Annotated in this window: 16 protein-coding genes; 12 read left to right on the top strand and 4 right to left on the bottom strand. The window is 63.3% G+C overall.

Going from position 1 to position 19398, the window contains the following annotated elements; all coding sequences use genetic code 11:
- The first annotated feature begins 71 nt into the window (after positions 1-71).
- The 7 genes from NP503_RS11985 to NP503_RS11955 all read left to right on the top strand — a co-directional run bounded on the left by NP503_RS11985 (position 72) and on the right by NP503_RS11955 (position 9565).
- On the top strand, positions 72-1493 hold the full coding sequence (locus NP503_RS11985) for a pyridoxal-phosphate dependent enzyme (protein ID WP_127269717.1): 1422 nt from the start codon (positions 72-74) through the stop codon (positions 1491-1493).
- On the top strand, positions 1490-2671 hold the full coding sequence (locus NP503_RS11980) for a PLP-dependent aspartate aminotransferase family protein (RefSeq protein WP_127269719.1): 1182 nt from the start codon (positions 1490-1492) through the stop codon (positions 2669-2671). Before NP503_RS11985 ends, NP503_RS11980 begins: the two co-directional genes overlap by 4 nt.
- Before the next feature lie 245 nt (positions 2672-2916).
- Positions 2917-3888 carry a GlxA family transcriptional regulator gene (locus NP503_RS11975; protein WP_127269721.1) on the top strand — a complete coding sequence of 324 codons (972 nt, stop codon included), beginning with the start codon at positions 2917-2919 and terminating at the stop codon, positions 3886-3888.
- 319 nt (positions 3889-4207) lie between these two features.
- Positions 4208-5512, top strand: coding sequence for a Xaa-Pro peptidase family protein (locus NP503_RS11970; protein WP_127269723.1), 1305 nt, complete (start codon positions 4208-4210; stop codon positions 5510-5512).
- 355 nt (positions 5513-5867) lie between these two features.
- Entirely contained in the window at positions 5868-6548 is a 681-nt protein-coding gene (locus tag NP503_RS11965) for an isochorismatase family protein (RefSeq protein ID WP_127269725.1), read from the top strand.
- Positions 6545-7498: an alpha/beta hydrolase gene (locus NP503_RS11960; protein WP_127269727.1), complete on the top strand. Its 954-nt coding sequence runs from the start codon at positions 6545-6547 to the stop codon at positions 7496-7498. The genes NP503_RS11965 and NP503_RS11960 overlap by 4 nt, the downstream gene beginning before the upstream one ends.
- 426 nt (positions 7499-7924) lie before the next feature.
- Positions 7925-9565: an ABC transporter substrate-binding protein gene (locus NP503_RS11955; protein WP_127269729.1), complete on the top strand. Its 1641-nt coding sequence runs from the start codon at positions 7925-7927 to the stop codon at positions 9563-9565.
- Positions 9566-9990: 425 nt separating this feature from the next.
- Here the strand turns inward: NP503_RS11955 and NP503_RS11950 are convergent, their stop codons facing one another.
- Together NP503_RS11950 and NP503_RS11945 are read right to left on the bottom strand one after the other, a co-directional pair.
- Positions 9991-10503 carry a hypothetical protein gene (locus NP503_RS11950; protein WP_164748708.1) on the bottom strand — a complete coding sequence of 171 codons (513 nt, stop codon included), beginning with the start codon at positions 10501-10503 and terminating at the stop codon, positions 9991-9993.
- 361 nt (positions 10504-10864) lie between these two features.
- A complete protein-coding gene (locus NP503_RS11945) occupies positions 10865-11707 on the bottom strand; it encodes a hypothetical protein (protein ID WP_127268674.1) in 843 nt (280 codons plus the stop codon).
- A gap of 397 nt (positions 11708-12104) precedes the next feature.
- Here NP503_RS11945 and NP503_RS11940 point away from each other — a divergent pair, with 397 nt between their 5' ends.
- Complete coding sequence (locus NP503_RS11940) at positions 12105-12521, top strand: hypothetical protein (RefSeq protein ID WP_127268673.1); 417 nt, start codon at positions 12105-12107, stop codon at positions 12519-12521.
- A 50-nt stretch (positions 12522-12571) separates the two neighbouring features.
- Here the strand turns inward: NP503_RS11940 and lepA are convergent, their stop codons facing one another.
- Positions 12572-14377 carry a translation elongation factor 4 gene (lepA, locus tag NP503_RS11935; protein WP_127268672.1) on the bottom strand — a complete coding sequence of 602 codons (1806 nt, stop codon included), beginning with the start codon at positions 14375-14377 and terminating at the stop codon, positions 12572-12574.
- Positions 14378-14636: 259 nt separating this feature from the next.
- Between lepA and NP503_RS11930 the strand changes: the two genes are divergently transcribed.
- From NP503_RS11930 to msrA, 4 genes are all read left to right on the top strand, one after another.
- Positions 14637-15689, top strand: a complete 1053-nt coding sequence (locus NP503_RS11930; RefSeq protein ID WP_127268671.1) for a TadE/TadG family type IV pilus assembly protein — start codon at positions 14637-14639, stop codon at positions 15687-15689.
- A 147-nt stretch (positions 15690-15836) separates the two neighbouring features.
- Positions 15837-16529 (top strand): thioredoxin family protein, encoded by a 693-nt coding sequence (locus NP503_RS11925; RefSeq protein ID WP_127269731.1) that lies wholly within the window; start codon positions 15837-15839, stop codon positions 16527-16529.
- A 101-nt stretch (positions 16530-16630) separates the two neighbouring features.
- A complete protein-coding gene (locus NP503_RS11920; protein ID WP_127269733.1) occupies positions 16631-16909 on the top strand; it encodes a hypothetical protein in 279 nt (92 codons plus the stop codon).
- Between the two features lie 318 nt (positions 16910-17227).
- Positions 17228-17959 carry a peptide-methionine (S)-S-oxide reductase MsrA gene (msrA, locus tag NP503_RS11915; RefSeq protein ID WP_127268581.1) on the top strand — a complete coding sequence of 244 codons (732 nt, stop codon included), beginning with the start codon at positions 17228-17230 and terminating at the stop codon, positions 17957-17959.
- Between the two features lie 183 nt (positions 17960-18142).
- On the opposite strand, the gene NP503_RS11910 is transcribed toward msrA, so the two are convergent.
- Positions 18143-19147, bottom strand: coding sequence for a cytochrome d ubiquinol oxidase subunit II (locus NP503_RS11910; RefSeq protein ID WP_127269735.1), 1005 nt, complete (start codon positions 19145-19147; stop codon positions 18143-18145).
- Positions 19148-19398: the final 251 nt, after the last annotated feature.

Genomic DNA, 19398 nt, shown 5'->3' with positions numbered 1-19398 from the left:
TGCAAAGGGCTGGAAAAGAGGATACGCTGCCGCCCTGCCCAGAGGCGGTCGCTTGGTCATGGAGCATCGATATGAGCGAGCACGAGATCGCCGCAGCCGACGAATTGTCCCGCCTGCGTCCGCCCTACAAATCCGTCCTCGACCTGATCGGCCAGACGCCGGTTGTCGAACTGACCAAATTCGACACCGGCAAATGCCGGCTGTTCATCAAGCTTGAAAGCCAGAACCCGGGCGGCTCGATCAAGGACCGTATCGCGCTGTCGATGATCGCCGCGGCTGAAAAGCAGGGCAAGCTTCGGCGCGGCGGCACCATCGTCGAGGCGACCGCCGGCAATACCGGCCTCGGCCTTGCCCAGGTCGGCATCCCCAAGGGCTACCGCATCGTGCTGGTCGTGCCAGACAAGATGTCGCGCGAAAAGATCCAGCATCTGCGCGCGCTCGGCGCCGAGGTGCGCATGACGCGCTCCGATGTCGGCAAGGGCCATGCCGAATATTACCAGGACATGGCCGAGAAGATCGCGGCGGAAACGCCCGGCGCCTTCTATGCCAACCAGTTCGCCAACCCGGCCAATCCGCTGGCGCATGAGACCACCACCGGTCCGGAGATCTTTTCGCAGCTCGACGGTGACGTCGATGCGGTGGTCGTCGGCGTCGGCTCCGGCGGTACGCTGACCGGGCTTGGCCGCTACTTCGCCAAAGTGTCGCCGAAGACCGAAATGGTGCTGGCCGATCCGGTCGGCTCGGTGCTGGCGCCGCTGATCAAGACCGGCAAGATGGAAGAGGCCGGCAGCTGGACCGTCGAAGGCATCGGCGAGGATTTCGTGCCGCCCAACGCCGATCTGTCGCTGGTCAAGAAGGCCTATTCGATCCCCGACAAGCAGAGCATGCTGGCGGTGCGCGACCTCTTGTCGAAGGAAGGTATCCTCGCCGGCTCATCCTCGGGCACGCTTTTGTCCGCCGCGCTGCGCTATTGCCGCGAGCAGACGGTGCCCAAACGCGTTGTCACCTTCGTCTGCGACAGCGGCAACAAATACCTGTCGAAAGTGTTCGACGATTTCTGGCTGGCCGAGCAGGGCCTTGCCGAGCACGAGCAGCATGGCGATCTGCGCGATCTGGTGATGCGCTCGCACCGCACCGGCGACACCGTCTATGTCGGCCCGGACGAAAGCCTGCTCAACGCCTATGGCCGCATGCGCCGTTCCGATGTCTCGCAGCTGCCGGTGCTCGACAATGGCAAGCTCGTCGGCATCGTCGACGAAAGCGACATCCTGGCCAAGGTCGACGGCCCCTATGACGGACGCTGGGAGCGCTTCAACGGCCCGGTCCGCACGGCCATGACCTCCAATCTGCACACGCTGCAGGCCAGCCAGACGCTGGATGCGCTGCTGCCGGTCTTCGACCGCAACGAGGTCGCCATCATCTTCGACGGCGACGAGTTCGTCGGGCTGATTACCCGCATCGACCTGATCAACCATCTGAGGCGCGCACGATGACCGCTGAAACACCACCACCGGGCAAGAACCGTCTGGCTTTCTCGACGCGCACCATCCATGGCGGCCAGAGCCACGACCCGCTGACCGGCGCGGTGATGGTGCCGATCTACGCCACCTCGACCTTTGCCCAGCAGTCGCCCGGCGTGCACAAGGGCTTTGAATATGCCCGCAGCCAGAACCCGACGCGCTTTGCCTTCGAGCGCGCCGTGGCCGACCTCGAAAGCGGCTCGGCCGCCTTTGCCTTCGCGTCCGGCCTGGCGGCGATCGCCACCGTGCTGGAGCTGCTCGATTCCGGCGCTCACATCGTCGCCACCGACGACATCTATGGCGGCTCGTTCCGGTTGATGGAGCGGGTGCGCAAACGCTCGGCCAATCTGCAGGTCTCGTTCGTCGACTTCACCGACCTCGCCGCCGTCGAGGCCGCGATCCGGCCCGAGACGAAAATGCTGTGGGTCGAGACGCCGACCAACCCGCTGCTGCGCATCGTCGACCTCGAAGGCGTCGCCGCACTCGCCAGGCGCAAGGGCATTTTGTCGGTCGCCGACAACACGTTCTGCAGCCCTTATATTCAACGCCCGCTGGAGCTCGGCATCGACATCGTGGTGCATTCGACCACCAAATATCTCAACGGCCATTCCGATATGGTCGGCGGCGTCGCCGTGGTCGGCGACAACAAGGATCTCTCCGCCCAGCTGAAATTCCTGCAGAACGCCATCGGTGCCATCTCGGGCCCGTTCGACAGCTTTCTGGCGCTGCGCGGGCTGAAGACGCTGGCGCTGCGCATGGAGCGTCATTCCGCCAACGGGCTGAAGATCGCGCAGTGGCTGGAAGCGCGCCGCGACGTGCGCCGCGTCATCTATCCCGGCCTCGCCAGCCACCCGCAGCACGCCGTCGCCGTCCAGCAGATGCACGCCTTCGGCGGCATGATCACAGCCGTGCTCGACCGCGACCTAGCCGGCACCAAAAAGTTCCTCGAACGCACGCAGCTGTTCACGCTGGCCGAAAGCCTCGGCGGCGTGGAGAGCCTGATCGAGCATCCGGCACTGATGACGCATGGCTCCATTCCGGCCGAGAAACGGGCCGAGATCGGTATATCGGATTCGCTGGTAAGATTGTCGGCGGGGATCGAGGATGGAGATGATCTGATCGCGGATTTGGAGCAGGCGCTGGGGGGATAGACCCTCAAATCGCCAAAATCGGCGCCGCCCCTCATTGCCCTGCCGGGCATTTCTCCCCGTATAGCGACGGGGAGAAAGACGCTAGCCGCGGCCGCCGGTGATTGGCGTAAGCGCCGATAACAGCGTCCCTCGCCCCGTTTACGGGGAGAGGATGCCGGCAGGCAGGTGAGGGGCGGCGCTGACGTTCCGGGTTCAAGCATCAGGCCAATTGACGCCGCACTCCATCTGCCCGAAGTCTAGCGCCCATGGCCACACACGCCCCACCCAAACCCACCGACACCCCTCTCACCTTCGCGGTGCTGGTCTTCCCCGGCTTTCCGATGATGGCGTTCAGCTCGGTCATTGAGCCGCTGCGTGCCGCCAATGTCCTGGCGAAAAGAGAATGCTATCGCTGGATCATCGTCGGCGGCACAAAAGGCCCGGTCGAGGCCTCGAACGGCGTCGTCATCCAGCCGGGTTTTTACGCCGAGGACGCGCCGAAGGTCGACCGCATCGTCGTCTGCTCGGGCGGCGATGCCGACCACCTCGTCGCCGAGGACGCGGCAAGCTGGATCCGCAAGAGCCTGCGCAATGGCGCCCATATCGGCGCGGTGGCGGACGCGGCTTTCTTCCTGGCGCGGGCCGGCCTGCTCGACGGCCATGCCTGCACCTTGCACTGGACCAGCCAGGCCGCCTTCACCGAAGCTTTTCCCAACATCGAGCTCAGGCGCGACCTCTACGTCATCGACCGCAAGCGCTTCACCTCGGCCGGCGGCGTCGGCAGCCTCGACATGATGCTGGAGATCATCACCCGCGACTACGGCGCCGAGCTTGCCGCAGGTGTCGCCGAATGGTTCGTGCACAGCCAGCTGCGTTCCAGCATCGACCGCAAGATGATGCCGCTGCGGCTGCGCACCGGCGTCCGCAACGAACTGGTGCTGTCGGCCATCGCCATCATGGAGGACGCGGTGGAAGAGCGGCTCGGCATGGCCGAGCTGACCGCAAAGCTCGGCGTCTCCTCCGACAAGCTCGAACGCAGCTTCCGCTCCGAACTCGCTATCTCGCCCAACGGCTACTACCGCCGGCTGCGGCTGAAACGCGCCGCCGACCTCCTGGCACACTCGACGCTCGCCGTGCGCGACGTGGCGCTGGCGTGTGGGTTTGCATCGATGTCGAGTTTTGCGCGGGCGTTTCGCGAGGAGCATGGGCATCCGCCGAGATTGGCGAGACGGCATTAGGGCGCTTGCTGACGGGTGAGACGTTGGCGGGACAGCGCCCCCCTCTGTCCTGCCGGACATCTCCCCCTCAAGGGGGGAGCTCGGACTGCATCTCTGCTTTCGCTAATCTCAGATGTTGAAGAAAAGAACGGCGGCATCGAAACTGCCAATCTCCCCCCTTGAGGGGGAGATGCCCGGCAGGGCAGAGGGGGGCGCGAAGGATCGCGACGTAACCGATTAGCCAGCGGCATCCCGCACAACACCTGCGGTTTCCCGCACAATACCCACGCCCCGCCTGCGCCATGCTCCGACCTCGCAACCCAGCCAAGGCCGTACCCCCATGAGCATCGTCGTTTTCGACCCCGACAGCACTGAGGACGTGGACTTCAAGGACCGCATGCGCCACCCGGCCGCGGCCGATCCGGCCGGCGGCATGTGGCTGTCGGACACCGAGCCGTCCTTCATCGATGCCGATGCGCTGCGCAAGGGCCGGCTGGCCAAGCTGCGCGGCTGGATGCGCGAGGCCGGCTATGGCGGCGTCGTGTTGTTCGATCCCTACAACCAGCGCTACGCCACCGGTTCGCGCAACATGTTCGGCTATTTCCTGCGCAACTCGACCCGCTATTTCTTCATCCCGACCGAAGGGCCGATCGTGCTGTTCGAATATCCGCAGAGCTATCATGTCTCGATGGTGCTCGACACGATCGACGAGGCGCGTCCTTCCAAGCTGGTCTGGTCGTCGGTCTCCGGCCGCGACGACGAGACCGCCGGGCCCTTCGCCGACGAGATCGCCGAGCTTCTGAAGCAGCATGGCGGCGGCTCGATGAAGCTCGGCCTCGACCGCTGCAGCCATCTGCAGGCGCTGGCGCTCGAAAAGCGCGGCTGCGAGGTTCGCGATTGCCAGGGCGAGATCCTGGCGGTGCGCGCGGTCAAGACGCCCGAGGAAGTCAAATGCCTGCAGGTGTCGATGGCCGGCGCCGAGGCCGCCGTCTATGCGGTACGCGAGGCGATCAAGCCCGGCGTCTCCGAAAACGACCTGTTCGCCATCATGTATGGCGAGGTCATCCGCCAGGGCGGCGAGTTCATCGAGACGCGGCTGCTGACATCGGGCCAGCGTACCAATCCGTGGTTCAACGAGGCCAGCGGCCGCAAGATCCGGCCCGGCGAACTCTTGGCGCTCGATACCGACACGATCGGCTGCTACGGCTATTATTCGGATTTCTCGCGCACCTTCCGCTGCGGGCCGGGCAAGCCGACGCCCTACCAGAAGTCGCTCTACCGCATGGCGCACGACCAGGTTCAGCACAACATTTCGATCGTCAAACCCGGCATGGCGTTCCGCGAGATTGCCGAGAAGGCGTGGAAAATCCCGGACCGTTTCGTCGACCAGCGCTACACCTCGGTAATGCACGGCGTCGGCATGCATGGCGAAACGCCGTTCATCGCGCATGCCATGGATTACGAGACCTATGGCCGTGACGGCCATATCGTGCCAGGCATGGTGGTGAGCGTGGAAAGCTATATCGGCGAGAAAGGCGGCCGCGAGGGCGTCAAGCTGGAGGACGAGATCCTGATCACCGAGACGGGCACGGAGCTGCTTTCGCGCTTTCCCTATGAGGACGAGTTTCTGGAGACGCAGGTTTGAGGGCGGTTTCGTACACCGGCGCCGGATCGCGAGCCTTCGCTGCTGTCGCAGCCTTCCATCGCTTCGTCATCCTAGGGCGGAGCAAGGAGCGCAGCGACGCGGCGCAGACCCCTGGAGCTGCTTTGCAGCCCAAGGGATCCATGCCGCGACCTCTATGCACCGCAACGGTACAAGTTCTGCACCGCTGCACCATTCGATCAACATCACGGCATGGATCCTCGGGTCTCCGCGACGGAGCTTCGCTCCTGCTCCGCCCGTGGATGCCGAAGGTGGGGAGGCGCCGGCCAATCACCGCTGCTTGCGCCAGCTCGCTAAACAGAGCGGTGTCGCCCGCCCACAACCAAGGCGCATCGGCATGAAAACCCCCATCTCCATCAAGCCCGGCACGGTGGCCGCGATCTTCATCGACCTGCAGGAAGAGCACCGGCAGGACCCCCGCTATCTGGTCGAGGGCTTCAGCAGCATCCTCGCCAATGTCCAGCGCCTGCAGGCGGCGGCGCGGCAAAACCATGTGCCGCTCTACCACTGGGCCTACATCGTCGATCTCGACAAGCAGGACCGGCCGTTTCATCCGGTCGGTGAAGACGGCAAGTCGGCTTTCTCCGACAAGAGCGATCCGCTGACCGAGATCTGCCGTGAGGTGGCACCGATCAACGGCGAGGCGCTGCTGGTCAAGGCCGAGGCCAGCGCCTTCCGCACCGGCCCGGCGGCCCGCGACATCAAGTCTTCAGGCATCGAATGGCTGGTCATATCGGGCGTCTGGACCGAGGCCTGCATCGACGCTTCCGTCAAGGATGCGGTGGCGAAGGGCTTCCGCGTGCTTTTGGTCAAGGATGCCTGCGGCAGCGGCAGCGCGGCCATGCACCAGACCGGCATCCTCAACCTCGCCAACCGGCTCTATGGCGGCGCCGTCACCGACACCGACGGCGCCTGCCGGCTGCTGGCGGGCGAGACCGTCACCGCCTGGCAGGTCGAGGGCTCGGTGCCGCTGCGCTTCAGCTTCGACAACGCGGCCGCGCTCTACGCCGATCTATGAGCCGCGGCCCCTACGAAACACGGCTCGACCCGGCCCTGTGGGCCTATATCGACGCGGTCAACGCCTGGTATCCGCCCGAAATCATCGGCCTGCCGATCGACAAGCAGCGCGCCGTCTATGACAGGATGAGCCGGGCCTTCCACCAGGGCCGCCCAGCAGGCGTCAAGGCCAGCGACGGCCTGATCGCCGCCGGCCGCGACATCCCGGTCCGCCGTTACCAGCTTGCCGGTAGTGCCGCGAAGGCGATGGTGATCTACTACCACGGCGGCGGCTTCATCCTCGGCGGGCTGGAAAGCCATGACGACATCTGCGCCGAGCTCTGCGCCGGCACCGGTTTCGACGTGCTGTCGGTCGACTACCGCCTGGCGCCGGAACACGTCCACCCCGCCGCCTTCGACGATGCGGTGGCCGCCTTCGAATGGGCGGCAGCGACGTCAGACCTGCCGCTGGTCCTGTGTGGCGAAAGCGCTGGCGGCAATCTCGCCGCCGCCGTGGCGCAGGCGACGCGCCGCCATATCAGAGCTGCGGTCGGGCAAGTGCTGATCTATCCCGAACTCGGCGGCGACGAGACCGCCGGTTCCTATGTCGAACACGCCGAGGCGCCGCTGCTATCCGTGGCCGACATCGCCTTCTACCGCGACGTCCGCTCGGCCAGGCGGCAATCGCCCGACGACCCGACCTTCTCACCGCTGCGCGACACCGATTTCTCCGGCCTGCCGCCAACGGTGATCGTCACGGCGCAATGCGACCCGCTGTCGTCGGATGGCGAGACCTACCGCGACCGCATTGTGGCCGCCGGCGGCAAGGCCCGGTGGCACGAGGAACCGAGGCTGGTGCACAGCTTCCTGCGCGCCCGAACGACGGTGCCGGCCGCGGCGGAAGCGTTTGCGCGGATTGTCGGCGCGGTTGCTGCGCTGGGCCGAGGTGAGTGGCCGACGGTGGAACGCTAATCTCCCCCCTTGAAGGGGAGATGTCGCCGAAGGCGACAGAGGGGGTCGTCGCGCGTAGAGCGCTAGCATCATCTTTTTTAAAGTAGGAGGTCGCGTCCCGTCGTGCCGACCCCCTCTGGCCTGCCGGCCATCTCCCCCTCAAGGAGGGAGATTGGCGCCGCGCCGTTGGCGCATCTCCTCGCAGCGCGGCTGCAAAGCATAAGCGCACTGCCGACTCCCCCTGCGGAACCCCGCACAATCACTGCGGAAAACCGAACACTCCCTAGCGTCACCCCGCTCTATCATTCCCGCTCAGGCAACGGCGCCCCGGCGGTCGCGTCCGCCCCCGCGTCTGTCGATCGGCCGGGGCGATTTTTCTGTGCATGCCGTTGTCCCAAAACCGCTGGGCACTTTTGGGCGGCATGCATCAACAACAGGGGAACGACGATGAAATTCATGCTGACCGACCGCAAACTCCACCCGCAAGCCAAATCCGTCGCCGATGATTTCAGGACCGGCGGCATCAACCGCCGCGAATATCTGGTGCTGATGGCCGGCCTCGGTGTCAGTGCCGCCGGCGCGTTTGCGCTGGGCGGGCTCGCCCCCACCCCTGCCCGCGCGGCAGAACCGAAGAAGGGCGGCGTCCTGCGCGTCGCCATGAACGTCAAGGGCTTCAAGGACCCGCGCACCTTCGACGGCGTGGAGATGTCGAATGTCGCCCGCCACTGCAACGAATATCTGGTGCGCTGGAACACCGACTTCTCCTTCGAGCCCTGGCTGCTCGAAAGCTGGGAGGCGAGCGACGACGCCAGGACGCTGACCCTGCATGTGCGCAAGGGCATATCCTGGTCGAATGGCGATGCCTTCAACGCCGATGATGTCATTCACAACCTCACCCGCTGGTGCGATGCCTCGGTGCCGGGCAATTCGGTCGCCGCGCGCATGGGCGCGCTGGTCAATGCCGACACCAAGAAGGTCGTCGATGGCGGCATCGCCAAGGTCGACGACTTCACCATCAAGCTCAATCTGCCGAAGCCCGACATCTCGCTGATCGCCGGCATGGCCGACTATCCGGCGCTGATCATGCACCGCTCCTATGAGGGCGACGGCGATCCCCTGAAGGCGCTCGCCATCACCACCGGCCCCTGCGAGCTGGTCAGCTGGGATGCCGAGACGGGTGCGGAGGTGAAGCGCAGGGATAAGCCCTGGTGGAAGGGCGAATTCCATCTCGACGGCATCAAATGGGTCGACTACGGCTCCGACCCCAACGCCATGCTGTCGGCCTTCGAATCCGGCGAGATCGACACCGACCACGAAACCGCTTCCGACGCCGTCTCGCAGACCGAGACGATGGGGCTGATGAACTCCGAGATCGCCACCGGCTCCACCATCGTCGCCCGCTTCAATGTCGCCAACGCGCCCTATGACGACGTCAAAGTGCGCCGCGCCGCCCAACTCGCCGTCGACAATTCCGCCGTACTGGCGCTCGGCCTCGGCGGCCGCGGCAAGCCCGCCGACAACCACCATGTCGGCCCCATGCATCCCGAATATGCCGATATCGGCCCGGCCAAGCGTGACGTCGACCAGTCGAAGAAGCTGCTTGTCGAGGCCGGCAAGGCCGACCACGAATTCGAGCTCATCTCCGTCGATGTCGAATGGCAAAAGAGCACCGGCGACGCCATCGGCGCGCAGATGCGCGACGCCGGCCTGAAGATCAAGCGCACCGTGCTGCCCGCCGCCACTTTCTGGAACGACTGGAGCAAATACCCCTTCTCCTGCACCGAATGGCTCGGCCGCCCGCTCGGCGTCCAGGTGCTGGCGCTCGCCTACAAATCCGGCGCCGCCTGGAACGAGAGCGCCTACGCCAATCCCGAATTCGACACGCTGCTCGACAAGGCGCTGGCGACGCCGGACGCCAAGGCGCGCAAGGAGATCATGGCCAAGATCGAGCAGAATTTGCGCGATTCAGGCATCATCATCCAACCCTACTGGCGCTCGGTCTACCGGACGTACCGCAAAGGCGTCGAAGGCTGCGAACAGCACCAGGCGCTGGAACAGCATTTCGAGAAGGTGTGGATTGAGTCTTGAAGCGCCAACGTTCGCTTTACCTTCTCCCCTTGTGGGAGAAGGTGGATTGTCGCGAAGCGGCAAGACGGATGAGGGGTGTTCCAGCTTGGCGAGACGCCAACAGTAAACGAATCTGAACCAGAGCAGAACCTTCACCGCCTCACTCCGTCACGCACCCCTCATCCGTCTCGGCGCTGCGCACCGATCCACCTTCCCCCACAAGGGGGGGAAGGCAAGAAGCGTCGGCGCTCCTTCAAGTGCGGCGCTGGCCGGTGGATCGCTGCGATCATCTGCGGGTGGAAAATGGCCGGCGCGAATGCCGGTGAGGCAGTTGCCTGAGCCCGCGCCGGCCATTGGCGAACCTAGGTCCGCCGCCCGGAATTTCTACCGCCCCGCTGATGCCCGATCAACCAGGCCGGACGTTTGGTACGGAAGCGGACAAAAGCTCACCGCTCCGCCCTCAGCAGCGTCCAGATCCAGTCAACAAAGGTCAGCACCAGGAAAGGATAGCCGGCGGCGGGCAACGGCGCGGAGGTCGGCAGCAAGGGCGCGCGCCAGAGGATCATGCAAGCCGAGACGACAAACAGCACGGCGGCCACGAGCGCGGTGAGCCGCATCCACAGGGCAAATGTCCTGGGCATGCTGACCATGACCAGTGCTGCTGCCCACAGCGTGATGCCGCCGACATAGGAAGGCACGCTGGCCTCAAGCCCCGCCGCATTGCCCGCCATCAGCAGGGTCTCTCCGGCCAGGAAGGTCAGGAACCCGGCAGCGACGCAGTCATTGCCCAGCCGCTGGTATTTCATCGTCAGCAGCGCGGTGGCGACCACGAGCGCCGCGCCGTCGATCGTCCAGAGCGTTTCGCGCAGCGGAGCGCTGGCGACGAAGGTGCCGGCAAGGCCGAAGGCGCCGCCGATGGCGAGGCCGAGAGAGGCGATGGTGTCTGATGTGGTGCGCATGTGATGTGTCTCCCCAAGCTGGGTGTACGATACGCTTGGGCGCCGCACCATGAACAGCTCAAAGCCGACACGGCCGAGCGCCACCAACCTATCAGTACAAACACCTTCCTGCCCGGCGCGCTGATGGCCAGCCCCCTTCAGCTAAAGATCGCAGCACCGATGGACGGCCCCAGTGCCGGAAGAGTCTTCCGGCAGTACTGTTTTGAATCTCGGCGGGACAGACATGGCGGATGGAGTGAATCGGAAAGCGGGGACCGACCTCGATAAAATTCCAACCGCCGAGTTGTTCGAAACCGACTGGCAGCAGACGCTGGATCTCAAAAGAGATGCATGTGTGCGCGCCAGTAAATTCGCCTGCAGTTCAGACCAACTCCCGGGCGCGGTCCAGAATCTTGTCGATGTGATCGCTGTCAATCAACTCGAGCATCTCTTTCACGGAGCCTGTTTTAAGGGACTTGGTAAACTGCACTATCGAAATAGAAGGGCTCCCGGCATACGAGAGCAGGGCCATTTTAGTGAAGTTTTTCGAAAAAGCAGGATAAAGCGGTGCATCAAACTCCGCGTCCCACTCGCCATTCCGAATGGCTCGCTCTGTGAGAACAGCCATCAAGACGACTCCCAAGGCTCGTTGGACCTTGTGCTTCTTTCCCAAAGGGAAGCCAAAGGCAGGGAAACAAAATTCGATCATGAACCGCAGCGCATTAAAAAAAGCAGACGCATAGATCCTGCGATCATTGCCGAAATCTGCTGCATACAGAGTCGCGAAAATCTGCGCCGCGACGGCATCGGCAATCACATCGAGTTCGCCCAGCTTGTGAGGGCCAGCCGTCTGCTTCAACGTCTGGACATCGGCAAAATCCACCATCCTCTGTGCTACGTGTTGCATTTCGTGGAACAGGTAAATTGATACCGCAGTCTCGCAGAAATCTTCAATGTCAAGGTCACGAAAATCTCTGGATTCCCCAGCTTCCCAGATGAGATTCAGCCCAGCCAAGCTCAGCTCAAGAGTCGCAGTTTTTCGATCGAGGCGAAATGCTGCCTTGCCGAGATCGCTCGACACCATCACCTTTTTTATATCATTCAGTTTCGCGACAGCCGCCCTGGCATCAGAAGGGGCAAGCGTCAAAACGCTCAAATAATTCTCCTTGAACCGGGCGAACACTCGATCGACCGTAATCTGCCATTCCGCAACTGTTCTTGCCATGTCGGCTCCCCAAAAAGAGGAAATGAGGTCGATGGGTAACCCAAAAGTACCCCAACAACAAGTGCAGAGAGAAAAAAATTCCTGTTGCGGCGCACTAAAATTAGGGTTTAATAGCCTCGCTATCATCCATGAGTGATTTGGGGTACCCCCAGGCAAGGGAAACGACGCTTGGTACCTCATTCAAGGGAGGAACAAATGGGTACTTATTCTCAGGGAACGGAAATGACAAGGGGCTCCTTCACGCGCGCATGCCAGCTATCCCTTTTTAGGGGTTGTTTAATAGCGTGTTAACCCTAATTCCTGATCATGAACCAGCAAGTAAATCCGTTGGGATATGATTGAAGTCCCTTATTGGGACCCCCGAAGGGGTACTTCGGGGAACGTTGAGGAGTTCGCTATGACTTATCAGGAGACTGCAGCGCTCGGTCAAAGCGCAAGCGGTGCCGAAGGTGCGCGCGACGGAAGCGCCTCCCAGGAACTGCGGCAATGGACGATCAAGAATTTGGATGCATCTGTAGTTGACAAGGCTCGAGCAGCAGCCAAGCGAAAGGGAATGAAGATTAGTGCCTGGGTGGCCGCGACACTTGAAAATGCTGCCGACATGCAATCCGTCGAGAGCGACCCGTCAAGGAATTCTTTGGCGATTGATCTTGATGAGATTGTCTCAAAGATAGAGGAGATTCGCAGAGAGGATCGACTCTTAATTGAAAGAATTGAGAAGGATATCTCGCAGCTAGTGAAGGGGCAACACGGGATGCTTACAGAGATGCTATCTCGAAGTGGCAAAGGTAGGACTGAGAGCGATCACTCTTAGTTAGCTGGGAACCCACCCGGTCGATACGTTCGGCCAAAGGCCGAACCCGCTCAATCGCCCATCTTCAAGGCCTGGATAAACGCCTCCTGCGGGATATCGACCTTCCCAAACTGGCGCATCCGCTTCTTGCCTTCTTTCTGCTTGTCCAGCAGCTTGCGTTTGCGCGAGACGTCGCCGCCGTAGCATTTGGCGGTGACGTCCTTGCGCAGCGCCGAGATGGTTTCGCGGGCGATGACCTTGCCGCCGATGGCGGCCTGGATCGGGATCTTGAACAGATGGTTCGGGATCAGCTCCTTCAGCTTCTCGCACATCTGCCGGCCGCGCTTTTCCGCCGCCGTGCGGTGCACCAGCATGGAAAGCGCGTCCACCGGCTCTTCATTGACCAGGATCGACATCTTGACGAGGTCGCCCTCCTTGTAGTCGGTGAGGTGATAGTCGAACGAAGCGTAGCCCTTGGAGATCGACTTCAGCCGGTCGTAGAAATCGAAGACGACTTCGTTGAGCGGCAGATCGTAGATCAGCATGGCGCGCTTGCCGACATAGGACAGGTCGGCCTGGATGCCGCGCCGGTCCTGGCAGAGCTTCAATATGCCGCCGAGATAGTCGTCGGGGGTCAGGATCGTGGCGCGGATCCACGGCTCCTCGATCGCCGAGATCTTCACCACGTCGGGCATGTCGGCCGGGTTGTGCAGTTCCTTCATCGAGCCGTCGGTCAGAGCCAGCCGGTAGACGACGCTGGGTGCCGTGGCGATCAGGTCGAGGTTGAACTCGCGCTCCAGCCGCTCCTGGATGATTTCCAGATGTAAGAGGCCAAGGAAGCCGCAGCGATAGCCGAAGCCGAGTGCCGCGCTGGTTTCCATTTCAAAGGAGAAGCTGGCGTCGTTGAGGCGCAATTTGCCGACCGCGGCGCGCAGATCCTCGAAATCGGCGGCGTCGACCGGGAACAGGCCGCAGAACACCACCGGCTGCGCCGGCTTGAAGCCGGGCAGCGCCTTGGCCGTGGTGCGCTTGTCCTCGGTGATGGTGTCGCCGACGCGGGTGTCGGCCACTTCCTTGATCGAGCCGGTGAAGAAGCCGAATTCGCCGGGGCCGAGCTCGTCGACATTGATGCGGGCCGGCGTGAACACGCCGGTGCGCTCGACCAGATGCTTGGCGCCGGTGCCCATCATGCGGATGGTCTGGCCTTTTTTCAGCACGCCGTCGATGACGCGCACCAGCACGATGACGCCGAGATAGGCGTCGTACCAGCTGTCGACCAGCATCGCCTTCAAGGGCGCGGCCGCGTCGCCTTCGCGCGGCGGCGGCAATTGGTGGACGATGGCTTCCAGCACGTCGGGAATGCCCAGACCGGTCTTGGCCGAGATCAGCACGGCGTTGGAAGCGTCGATGCCGATCACCTCCTCGACCTGCTCGCGGATGCGCTCGGGCTCGGCGGCCGGCAGGTCGACCTTGTTCAGCACCACGACGATCTCGTGGTTGTTGTCGATCGCCTGGTAGACATTGGCCAGCGTCTGCGCCTCGACGCCCTGGGAGGCATCGACCACCAGCAGCGAACCCTCGCAGGCGGCCAGCGAACGCGACACTTCATAGGCGAAGTCGACGTGTCCGGGCGTGTCGATCAGGTTGAGGATATAGTCCTCGCCATTGTTGGCGCGGTACTTCAGCCGCACCGTCTGCGCCTTGATGGTGATGCCGCGCTCGCGCTCGATGTCCATCGAGTCCAGCACCTGCTCCTTCATGTCGCGCAGCTCCAGTCCGCCGGTCAGCTGGATCAGCCGGTCGGCAAGCGTGGATTTGCCATGGTCGATATGCGCGACGATGGAGAAATTGCGGATGTGGTCGAGGGGCGTGCTCATGGCGCGCGTTTAGCAGGGGTGGCTTGCCCGAGCAAGCGGCAGGCTGCCGCCGCACATGTAGCGCGGCCCGCTGCCCGGCAAGCCGTACGGCCGCTGCCGCGAAAGCAGAGCAGGCGGCTGCCGGGGCAAGCGGTGCGGGCGCTTGTCGCCTTTTCCTCCGGATTCCTCGAAAAATCGATAAATTTTAACCACACGCGTTAGAGCATAATTTGTGATCGGCATGTTAGCGGAGGGAAATATCTGATGTAAGGACGAAGGCATGCGGGGGCTTGCAGGCAGTTTTATCGAGTCGCGGAGCGGCTCGTTCGCACCGATACTTGTTCTCGCCATGATACCGCTGATCACCGCGGTCGGCTTTTCCGTCGACTACACCTCCGCGGTCCAGACCAGGTCGACCGAGCAGGCGGCACTCGACGCCGCGATCCTGTCGATCACCACGATGGACACGGCCTCGACGAAACCGCAGCGTCAGTTGGTGCTGCAGGATACCTACAAAGAAAACGGCGGACAGGGCACTGCGACGCTGAACAGCTTCGACGTCAGCGCCAACGGCACCGCCACCGCGCAGGCCACCGCGAGTTTCGCCATGAAGACCGTGTTCATGCAGATGGCCAGGATCCCTACGGTGGCGATCGGCGTCACGTCGGCGGTGAACAAGGCGCCAGCTTTGGTGGAGGCGACCTTCAAGGTCAGCGGGGTGTCGGGTTACTGGAACAAGACAATGACGCTCTACGGCACGATGTTCGGTGCGAAGGAGGGCAAGCCTCTGATGACGATCGATTACAAATACGGCGGGGGCACGGATCCCAAAGGGTACGGCACCACCACCGTCAGCAAGATCGACAGTCTGGGCGTCGCCACGGTGGCCCAAACGCAGGTTTGCAAGGTCGGCAAAAAGGCGCCTGACGGGGTGACGCTGAACACCGACCAGTTTGGCACGAAATATTACTGCGTCGACACGATGGCTGCCGGCAACACCGCCGGTGCCTCAATCGACGTCAGCCAGATGGCTGGCCTCTATCTGCAGATGAACGTCCCATCTGGCAATCCGCAAAACCTCTATTCGAACGATCCGGCCACGTCCAACCGGCTCTATAGCTCGACAAGCAAGGACATCCCCCCGGCCGAAATGGCGACCGGCCAGATCGTCGATATCTTTGGCCTCGTTCCTTGTGGATCGACAGCCTACCAGGCCTGGGAAGACGGCGGCAACAAGGTCCCGGCGCCCGTCAGCAACGCCGACTTCTTCTACAACGTCACCGGCAAGTGCGACTTCAACAAGCGGCCCAACAACACGCGGCTGACGCAGTAGAAGCTGCTCTTCTTGCCTTCTCCCCTTGCGGGAGAAGGAAGAACGCTAGCGATCACAAACCGGTGAGCGCTGTAACGAAGGCGCCGACAGCGGCGAAGTGGGGATATCAGCGGTGCATCCAGGCGCCGCCGCCCACGGAGCAAGCCGATGTCCCGCAAGTTCGTCACAGTGTCCAGCCTCTCGGCGCTTGCGCTGGCGGTGTCGCTCGGTGCGGCGGCCGCCCAGCCGCTCAGCGTGGTCGAGCTGTTCACCAGCCAGGGCTGCTCGTCCTGCCCGCCAGCCAACGCCAATCTGATCAGGGTCAAGGACCAGCCCAGCGTGCTGGCGCTGTCGTTCAACGTCACCTACTGGGACTATCTCGGCTGGAAGGACATTTTCGGAAAACAGGAATTCACCCGGCGCCAGGTCAATTACGAGCCGGCGCTCGGCCATGACGGGCCGTTCACGCCGCAAGTGGTGGTCAACGGCCATGCCGATGTCGTCGGCGCCGCACCTGGCGAGATCGAAAAGCTGATCTCGGTGAGCGGCCGGACGAGCGGCCCGGCATTGTCGCTCGATGGCGGCAAGATCAGCATCGGCGCCGGCGCCGCACCTGGCGGCCACGCCGATGTCTGGCTGGTGCGCTATGCCAAGGGCATCGTCGAGGTGCCGGTGTCGCGCGGCGAAAACACCGGCCGCACCTTGCCCCACGCCAATGTCGTGCATGCGCTCGAAAAACTCGGCGGCTGGACCGGCGCGGCCACGACGTATCCGCTGCCCCACGCATCCGGCGGCCTGAGCACGGCCGTGCTCGTGCAGTCGCCCGGTGGCGGACCGATCCTGGCGGCCGCGACCGACTAGATCGCGCTTCGACAAGAGATTGCGCAACGCCGCATGGAGCGGCGCCGCATAGCACGGCCGCCAAGAGGGCGCGCCATCACGACCAACCCAAGGAGATCATCATGACCATTTCCCGCCTGACGCTGCCGGCGCTCGCTCTCGCTCTGTGCTCGACGGCGCTGTTTGCCGGCGGCATCGCCCGCGCCGACGACGCGACCAACGCGATGAAGCCGGCTGCAAATGCCATGAAACCGGCCGCGGATGCGATGAAGCCTGCAAACGATGCAATGAAGCCGGCCGATCCGATGGAAACCAATTCCATGAAGCCGGCCGCCGACGCCATGAAGCCGGCGACGGATGCGATGAAACCGGCAACGGATGCGATGGCTCCGGCCAACTAGTTCTGCCGCGTCTCAGCCGTTCATTCACAAGGGCGGCCCTTGGCGCTGCCCCTCACCTGCCTACCGGCATCCTCTCCCCGTATAGTGACGGGGAGAGGGGCGCTCATCGACGGTTTCGCCAATCATCGGTGTTGCAGATAGAAACGCCAGCGTCGCGGCCAGTTGCTCTCTCCCCGTTTTGCGGGGAGAGATGTCCGGCAGGACAGTGAGGGGCAGCGCTGACGGTAAGATTCCGCATTCGGCGCACGCGAATGTGCGTCGCGCCGCACTATTTGATGCAATAGACTGATCCCTATGGAAGCCACGAGGAGTGCAACCATGACCAACATCAAGATTTCAAACCGTTCGCTCGGCTTTGTCAAAGGCGCCCTCGCCGCGCTTGCACTTGCCGCAGCGGGCGCCGCCTTCTGGCTGACGCCGGCGGTTTCGGCCGAGGACGCGGTGAAGATCCCGCCGCCGGCAATCGACGAGAAGGCGGCCGCCGGCACTGAAAAGGCAATCTTCGCCGGCGGCTGCTTCTGGGGCGTGCAGGGCGTCTTCCAGCACGTCAAGGGGGTCACCAGGGCTGTCTCCGGCTACTCCGGCGGCGACAAGGACACCGCCGTCTACGAGACGGTCGGCTCAGGCCGCACCGGGCATGCCGAATCCGTCGAGATCACCTACGATCCATCGAAGGTGACCTATGGCCAGCTGCTGCAGGTCTATTTCTCGGTCGCCCACAACCCGACCCAGCTGAATTTCCAGGGTCCGGACTCCGGCACGCAATACCGCTCGACGATCTTCGCCGAAAACGATGCACAGAAGAAGATCGCGCAAAGCTACATCGCCCAGCTCGACCAGGCCAAGGTGTTCCCGGAGCCGATCGTCACCACGCTGGAAACCGGCAAGACCTTCTATCCGGCCGAGAATTACCATCAGGATTTCCTGACGCTGAACCCGACCTATCCCTACATCGTCTACAACGACCTGCCCAAGGTGGCGAATTTGAAGGCGCTGTTCCCGGCGCTCTACAGCGACAAGCCGGTGCTGGTGCTGTCGGCGAGCAATTGAGCTGAGCGCTGTTAATCTCCCCCTTGAGGGGGAGATGGCCGCGAAGCGGCCAGAGGGGGTCGGCTCGACCGGTCTCGGCCTCTTGCGACAGAATGAGGTTAGCGCTCTCCGTGTGGCGACCCCCTCTGTCGCCTTCGGCGACATCTCCCCCTCGAGGGGGGAGATTAGCTCCCGCCATCCCCTTCAATCATACGTCAGATCCGTCGCCTTGCCGCCGAACACCCGGTAGGCATAGAACGAATAGAAGATGATGACCGGCAGCACGACCACGGTGCCGGCGAGGATGATGGCCAGGCTCTCCGGCGCGGAAGCCGCCTGCCAGATGGTCAGGCGATCGGGCACCACGAACGGGTAGAACGACCAGGCGAGACCGGCAAAGCCGAGCGCGAAGATGGCGGCCAGCGTCAGGAACGGCATCAGCGAATGGCGGTCGTCGGGCTTCGGCAGATGGAAGGTCTGCCGCCACAGCCACAGGAACAAAAGCGCCGACAGGATCGGCAGCGGCGACAGATAAAGCATTTCCGGCCAGACGAACCATTTGTCGAAGATGCGCGGGCTGGCGAAGGGCGTCGCCAGCGACACCGCCGCCATGCCGAGCGCGGTCAGCACCAGCGCGGTGCGAAGCCAGCGCACCGCTTTCTTCTGCAATTCGCCTTCAGTCTTGTAGATCACCCAGGCCGCGCCCATCGCCGCGTAGGCGGCGGCAAGGCAGAACGCCACCAGCACGCCGAACGCCATGCCGCCGAGGCCGACGTCGAGCCCGAGCACATAGACGCCCAGCATATAGCCCTGCGCCAGCGAGGCGATGAGCGAACCCAGGAAGAAGATACGGTTCCAGCGATGCTTGCGGCCAGCTGGCACCTTGGCGCGGAAATCGAAGGCGACGCCGCGCAGGATCAGCCCGAGCAAAAGCACGAAGACCGGAATGTAGAGCGCCGTCAGGATGACGCCATGCGCCAGCGGGAAGGCGACCAGCAGCAGGCCGACGGCCAGCACCAGCCAGGTCTCGTTGGCGTCCCAGAACGGGCCGATCGCGGCAATCATCGTATCCTGTTCGGCGTCTTCAGCGGCGGCGAACAGAATGCCGATGCCGAGATCGAAACCGTCGAGAATGACGTAGATCAGGATGGCGAGGCCCATCAGGCCGGCGAAGATCAGCGGAAGCGCGGTTGGCCAGTCGAAGGTCATCTTTTTCTCCTCACTCACCAGAGCCGGCTAATCGCGATGTGATCGGATGGGGCTCTATCGAGGCTTCAGATCGATTGCCGAAGTCGGCGCCGCCCCTCACCTGCCTGCCGGGCACTTCTCCCCGTATAGGGACGGGGAGAAGGGGGCTGGCCGCAATCTCGGCGCTTTTCTTGCAACGCTGGTGACTGGCGAAACCGTCGATGCGAGCGCCCCTCTCCCCGTCCCTATACGGGGAGAGGATGCCGGCAGGC

Source organism: Mesorhizobium sp. SEMIA396 (genome assembly GCF_024518615.1).
Taxonomy (GTDB): Bacteria; Pseudomonadota; Alphaproteobacteria; order Rhizobiales; family Rhizobiaceae; genus Mesorhizobium.
This window is presented reverse-complemented; position numbering and strand designations above follow the sequence as displayed.